This window comes from Candidatus Caldatribacterium sp. (assembly GCA_014359405.1).
Classification (GTDB): Bacteria; Atribacterota; Atribacteria; order Atribacterales; family Caldatribacteriaceae; genus Caldatribacterium; species Caldatribacterium oleiphilum.
The window spans coordinates 1-6,076 of record JACIZN010000031.1 but is presented as its reverse complement, the minus strand read 5'-3'; the positions used below and the strand labels follow the sequence as shown (position 1 = coordinate 6,076).

Below are 6,076 nucleotides of genomic sequence, written 5' to 3'. Positions count from 1 at the left end.
CGTGCCCCGCAGATGGAGCTTGAGGGAGGTATCGGTGAACCAACGGTGGGTCTCCAAGCTCGGCTCATGTCCCAGGCTCTCCGCCGGCTTACAGGGTACATCAGTAAGACGAAAACCGTAGCCATTTTCGTGAACCAACTCCGGGAGAAAATTGGCATGAATTACGGCTCTTCGGAAACAACCCCTGGAGGAAGGGCTCTCAAGTTCTACGCCTCGGTGAGACTCGATGTCCGAAGAAAGGACTACATTCGGATTGGAGGAAATGAGCAGCAAATTGTCGGAGCCTGGACAAAGGTACGGGTCGTAAAGAACAAGCTCGCCGCTCCTTTCAAAGAAGCTGCTCTTGAGCTCTTCTATGGCGAGGGGATTTCAAAAGAAGGTGAGATTCTCAGCCTGGGAGAGGATGCAGGGGTGGTGAAGCGCTCTGGAAGCTGGTACTCCTTCGGAGAATACCGACTGGGGCAGGGGAGAGAGGGAGCACGGCAGTTCCTGAAGGAAAATCCCGAAATTGCTCAGAAAATTCTCCTCACCGCCTTGGAGAAGATGGGCCTTGACCCGAAAATTGCCCTTAACGATTGAAGGCGCATTGCAGCGAGGGTTTGCTCTCCTCTCAAGGAGAATGTACACTACTTGGGAGCTCCGAGGAAAACTCCAGAAAGAGGGTTTTCCAAAGGAGGTAGTTGAGGAGGCCTTGGCGTTCCTCTCAGAGCGAGGATACCTCAACGACCGGTTGTACGCAAGTACGTACATCGAGGAGAAGCGGCAGGTAGCCCCCAGGGGGTACTTTGCCTTCTACCACGAGCTAAAAAGCCGGGGCATTCCCTCAGAACTTCTGAGCGAACTCCGGGACATGTATCCCCTTGAGGCCGAGGTCGAAGACGCGAAGGGGCTCCTCTTGCGCTGGGGAGTGAAAGAGAAGGAAAAGCTCTGGCAGCGTCTTTTGAGAAGAGGCTTTTCCCACGAAGCCATCGAGCGAGCTATCCTTGACTTGCGCAATTCCGGCGATTAGAATATTTCCAAGCTTGGCTCGCACATTGAAAAGTGAATAAGGGGTGAATCCAGCCTATGGGGCCAATATACATCTTCTTAGGGTTGGCAATAGGGTTCGTAGCAGGGATATTCTTTGTAACCCTGCAGCTTGCAAGACAGAAGGAGAACGCGCGGCTTCAGGCACAAAAGATGGTTGAAGAAGCCGCTCGCCAAGCAGAGAATCTCAAGAAAGAGGCACTCCTCTCGGGCCGAGAGGAGGTTCTCCGGGAAAAGCAGGCGCTCGAAGAGGAAATCCAGAAGAAGCGAAAGGAGCTTCAGAACCTTGAAAATCGCCTGCTCAGGCGTGAGGAAATCCTCGAACGCCGGATGGAACAGCTTGAGAAATCCGAAAACGCACTTCGGAAGGCTCAGGAAGCTCTGGAACAGGAGAGAAAAGAAGTAGAACTCATGAAAGCAAGAGAGGATCAAGAGCTTTCTCGCATCGCAGGACTCTCCGTTGAAGACGCCCGACGAGAACTCTTAGAACGTGTAGAGAAGACTCTCGAATACGAGATTGGGCTGCGCGTCAAAGAAGCAGAAGAACGGGCAAAGAAAGAAGCCGAAAAGGTGGCAAGAGACATCGTGGGTCAGGCCATTCAACGGTACGCAGCGGATTTCACCGTTGAGAGTACTGTTTCGGTTGTAACTCTCCCCAATGATGAGATGAAGGGACGTATCATAGGTCGGGAAGGGAGGAACATCCGCACTTTCGAGATGATGACCGGAGTTGACCTCATCATAGATGATACACCAGAGGCCGTTATCATATCATGCTTTGATCCGATACGGAGGGAAGTTGCCCGTATTGCTCTGGAGAAGCTCATCATGGATGGTCGCATCCACCCGGCACGTATCGAGGAGCTCATTGAGAAGGCAAAGGCTCAAGTTGAGGAGAAGATTCTTCAGGAAGGAGAACAGGCGCTCTTTGATACGGGAATCAAAAACGTTCATCCAGAAGTCGTAAAGCTTCTTGGGAAGCTCTACTTCCGCACGAGCTATGGGCAGAACGTCCTCCAGCACGCCAAGGAGGTTGCACACTTTGCAGGTATGATGGCAAGTGAAATCGGTGCCAATGTGTACATCGCAAAAAGAGCAGGACTCCTCCATGACATTGGGAAAGCACTGGACCATGAAGTGGAAGGACCTCACGCGAAAATCGGAGCAGAACTCCTTGGAAAATACGGAGAAAAGTGGGAAGTTATTCACGCAGTGGAAGCCCATCATGGGGATACCGAACCTCAAACCATCGAAGCAGTACTCGTGCAAGCGGCAGACGCCATATCTGCTTCACGTCCTGGAGCACGGAGGGAGAGTCTTGAAGCGTACATCAAGCGCCTGGAGCGCTTGGAGAAGATCGCCGACTCTTTCGAAGGCGTTGAGAAAGCTTATGCCATCCAGGCAGGACGAGAGGTTCGTATCATCGTGAAACCGGACCGTATCGATGATGCTCAAGCAGCAAAGCTTGCCTGGGATGTGGCAAAAAGAATTGAGAAAGAGCTCGAGTACCCTGGGCAGATCAAGGTGACGGTCATCCGAGAAACACGGGCTATAGAGTACGCAAAGTAGGAGGATGAAGGTCTTTGAGATTCCTCATCGTAGGCGACGTTGTAGGAAAACCTGGAAGACGGGTACTTCGAGAGAAGCTTCCACTCCTTAAGGAAGAGCTTCAGATTGATGCCGTCATCGTCAACGGGGAGAACGCTGCTGGTGGTCTGGGCATCACGCCGGAGGTCTGTGAGGAAATTTTCAGTTACGGGGCGGATGTGGTCACAAGCGGCAACCATATCTGGGATAAGAAGGAGATTCTTGGGTACATTGACCGGGAACCCCGTCTCCTTCGTCCCCTGAATTACCCAGAAGGTGTTCCAGGGAGGGGATCTCTTGTCCTTGAGAAGGAGGGGAGGATTTGGGCAGTTGTGAATCTCAGTGGTCGTGTGTTCATGCCTCCTTTGGATTGTCCCTTCCGCAGGATTGAACAAGAGCTCAAACTTCTCCGGGAACAGACGAACATTATTCTCGTGGATTTCCATGCGGAAGCTTCGTCCGAGAAGATAGCCATGGGTTGGTTCCTGGACGGGAAAGTTTCCTGCGTCTTTGGAACTCACACCCACGTGGCTACGGCGGATGAGCGTATCCTCCCCCAGGGAACGGCTTACATTACGGATATCGGCATGACGGGAGCTCATGACTCGGTCATCGGCATCGAAGTAGCAGATATCGTCGGAAGGTTCCTTACGCAACTACCAGTGAAGTACCGGGTGGCCAAAGAAAATGTGAAACTCAACGGGATTGTCGTGGAGGTGGATGACACTACAGGGAAAGCACGGGAAATCTTTCGCCTCTCTGTACCTCTTGCGGAGCACGTTTGAGTACACGATGGAGAATGGAGAGTGAAAGGGGGAGTTGAGATGGACGTTCTTAAGGTTTCTTCAAAGTCAAATCCCAACGCTGTTGCCGGTGCCTTAGCAGGTGCAATCCGAGAGAAGGGAATGGCTGAAATACAAGCCATCGGGGCAGGGGCAGTGAACCAGGCAATTAAGGCCATTGCCATCGCACGAGGGTACGTCGCCCCAAGCGGTATTGACCTTGTATGCATCCCTGCCTTCACCGATGTGACGATTGACGGAGAAGAGCGTACCGCTATTAAACTCATTGTGAAGCCCCGGAATGATTAACTGAAAAGAAAGCCTGTTTCCGCAAGGGAAACAGGCTTTCTTTTTCTTGGGTCGGGAATAAGGAAATACCCGCTTTTTGTTGTCCTTGTGGGGGTATGGAGGAGAAGTTTTCTTTTGCCCTGGTGACCTTTGGGTGCCAGATGAACAAAAGCCGTTCGGAACACCTTTCGTACCTCTTCCTCAAAGAAGGATTCCTTGAGGCCCAAGAGGAAGAGGAGGCGGATGTCATTGTCTTCAATACCTGTGCAGTTCGAGAACATGCGGTGGCAAAAGCTTTGGGAGTGATCTCCCATCTCTACCACGCTAACCTCGCTAAGAAGGGAAAGCCACCCACTATTGTCCTCTGCGGTTGCATGGGCGAACTTTTGCGGGAGAAGCTCCTTGAACGCATTCCCTACGTGAACGTCCTCACGGGAACGCACGACTTTGATTCCATTCCCCACCTTGTGCGAGAGGCCATCACGAAGGGAGAACGAAGGATTTCCTTTTCTTCGCCGCCTCAGATGCCCTTCCTTGAGCAGGGGTACAAGCGGGAAGGGAGATTTTCTGCGTACCTCCCAATCACCTATGGGTGCGATAACTTTTGCAGCTACTGTGTGGTTCCGTACACCACGGGTCCCCAGAGAAGTAAACCCAGGGAACTTGTTCTCGAAGAGCTTGCTGGTATCCTTGGAGAGGGGTTCCGCGAGGTCACGCTCCTTGGCCAAAACGTGAACACCTATGGAAAGGACTTTGGCAAACCGCACGCCTTCGAAGAACTCCTCGAAGGCATCGAGCGGCGTTTTGGGAAAGAAAAGGTCTGGATTCGCTTCATCACTTCCCACCCGCGGGACATGCGCAGAGGAATCGTAGAAATTGTCCGAGGAAGCCGCATCTTCTGTCCGTACTTCCACCTCCCTCTTCAAGCAGGTTCAAGTAGAATTCTCCACCTCATGAACCGAGGGTACACCAAAGAACAGTATCTTGATATTGCTCTCTTCATCCGCGAGCATATTCCCGAGGCTACCATCGGTACAGATATTATCGTGGGTTTTCCTACAGAAACCGATGCAGATTTCACGGAGACCCTTGAGGTTGTGGAGAAGGTTCAATTCGAAATCGCATACACCTACGCCTATTCCCCTCGTCCTCGCACAAAAGCGGCAGAATTCGAGGACGATGTCCCTCAGGAAGTGAAGAAAAAGCGACTTGCAGTACTCAGCGCAGCTCTCCGGGGGGCATACTTCAGTCGCCTTTCTTTCCATGAAGGCCGGGAAACGGAAGTTCTTCTCGTGGAGGAGAGGAAAGGTCTCTTCCTTGGGCGAACGAGAGAGAATCTCAATGTTATCGTGTACCCAAAGGAAGGGCTTCAACTAGGAGACTTCTGCACTGTACGTCTTGCAAGGAACTTTGAAGGAAAGCTCGTTGGAAATGTCAAAGAATGCTAACCCCGTTCTCTGTATCCTCGGGCCCACGGGAAGCGGGAAAACCGCAGTCTCCATTGAACTTGCAGAACACCTGCCGCAGGTAGAAATCATCTCGGCAGATTCCTTAGCGGTGTACAGGTACCTCGATATTGGAACTGCCAAACCACCCAAAGAGGTGCGAGCACGTATTCTACACCACCTTGTTGATTTCCTTGACCCCAGAGAACGGTGGAGTGCCCACGACTTCAAAAAAGAGGCGCTCCGCCTTTTATACGAGATGAGCCTCCGAAATTCCTTCCCCATTATCGTGGGTGGAACAGCATTCTACCTCGATGCCCTGCTGCGGAGCACTCCCAATTTGGGAGCACCAGGAGACGAACGCCTCCGGCACATCCTCGGGAAGATGAAAAATGAGCAACTCTTTGCTCTCCTTGCGCACATTGACCCTCACCGAGCCATGCAGATTGGCAGAAACGACCGAAAAAGGCTTATCCGTGCCTTGGAAATATTCTTAGCCACAGGCAGAATACCTTCCGAAAAGAGGGAGCATGGTAAAAAACCCCAGAGGTTCCGGTACCTTCTTGTGGGAATTGCCTGGGAGAAGAGTGAGCTTGAGAAGAGGATCCGGGAGAGAGTAGAGGACATGTTTTGCATGGGCATCGTGGAGGAGGTGGTTCACCTTTTCCGCCTCGGGTACCGTCTTCCTCTTCCGGCCCTCGAAAACTTCACGTACCGTCCGATTGTGGCCCTCCTTGAAGGGAAATGTTCTCTCCCTGAAGCGAAAGAAGCAGTTATTCGGGGGACAATGCTCTTTGTGAAAAGACAAATGAACTGGTTTCGAAAAATGCCAATTGTGTGGTTTTCCCCGGAAAAGGGGGGCCTTGGAAAGGTCACAAGAGAAATTCTCCACTTTGTGAGAACTCAGATTGATGGGGGATGAGCATGGAGGAAAAGAGAGAAGCACCT

Annotated in this window: 6 protein-coding genes and 1 pseudogene (1 of these 7 cut by a window edge); all 7 read left to right on the top strand. The window is 51.9% G+C overall.

What is annotated here, in order from left to right:
* Positions 1–579: pseudogene (recA, locus tag H5U36_03750) on the top strand (recombinase RecA) (it extends 418 nt beyond the left edge of the window).
* Positions 580–619: 40 nt separating this feature from the next.
* Positions 620–1,009 carry a RecX family transcriptional regulator gene (locus H5U36_03745; GenBank protein MBC7217279.1) on the top strand — a complete coding sequence of 130 codons (390 nt, stop codon included), beginning with the start codon at positions 620–622 and terminating at the stop codon, positions 1,007–1,009.
* Positions 1,010–1,065: 56 nt separating this feature from the next.
* Entirely contained in the window at positions 1,066–2,595 is a 1,530-nt protein-coding gene (gene rny / locus H5U36_03740) for a ribonuclease Y (GenBank protein MBC7217278.1), read from the top strand.
* A 14-nt stretch (positions 2,596–2,609) separates the two neighbouring features.
* Entirely contained in the window at positions 2,610–3,398 is a 789-nt protein-coding gene (locus tag H5U36_03735; protein MBC7217277.1) for a TIGR00282 family metallophosphoesterase, read from the top strand.
* A gap of 39 nt (positions 3,399–3,437) precedes the next feature.
* Positions 3,438–3,704 (top strand): stage V sporulation protein S, encoded by a 267-nt coding sequence (locus tag H5U36_03730; protein MBC7217276.1) that lies wholly within the window; start codon positions 3,438–3,440, stop codon positions 3,702–3,704.
* A 95-nt stretch (positions 3,705–3,799) separates the two neighbouring features.
* Positions 3,800–5,131: a tRNA (N6-isopentenyl adenosine(37)-C2)-methylthiotransferase MiaB gene (gene miaB / locus H5U36_03725; GenBank protein MBC7217275.1), complete on the top strand. Its 1,332-nt coding sequence runs from the start codon at positions 3,800–3,802 to the stop codon at positions 5,129–5,131.
* Positions 5,115–6,050: a tRNA (adenosine(37)-N6)-dimethylallyltransferase MiaA gene (miaA, locus tag H5U36_03720; GenBank protein MBC7217274.1), complete on the top strand. Its 936-nt coding sequence runs from the start codon at positions 5,115–5,117 to the stop codon at positions 6,048–6,050. Before miaB ends, miaA begins: the two co-directional genes overlap by 17 nt.
* Positions 6,051–6,076 lie beyond the last annotated feature (26 nt).

Bases quoted from the DNA above. Each gene is read 5' to 3' on its own strand.
- H5U36_03730 (MBC7217276.1), top strand. From the start codon at position 3,438: ATGGACGTTCTTAAGGTTTCTTCAAAGTCAAATCCCAACGCTGTTGCC.
- miaA (MBC7217274.1), top strand. From the start codon at position 5,115: ATGTCAAAGAATGCTAACCCCGTTCTCTGTATCCTCGGGCCCACGGGA.
- miaB (MBC7217275.1), top strand. From the start codon at position 3,800: ATGGAGGAGAAGTTTTCTTTTGCCCTGGTGACCTTTGGGTGCCAGATG.
- H5U36_03745 (MBC7217279.1), top strand. From the start codon at position 620: ATGTACACTACTTGGGAGCTCCGAGGAAAACTCCAGAAAGAGGGTTTT.
- rny (MBC7217278.1), top strand. From the start codon at position 1,066: ATGGGGCCAATATACATCTTCTTAGGGTTGGCAATAGGGTTCGTAGCA.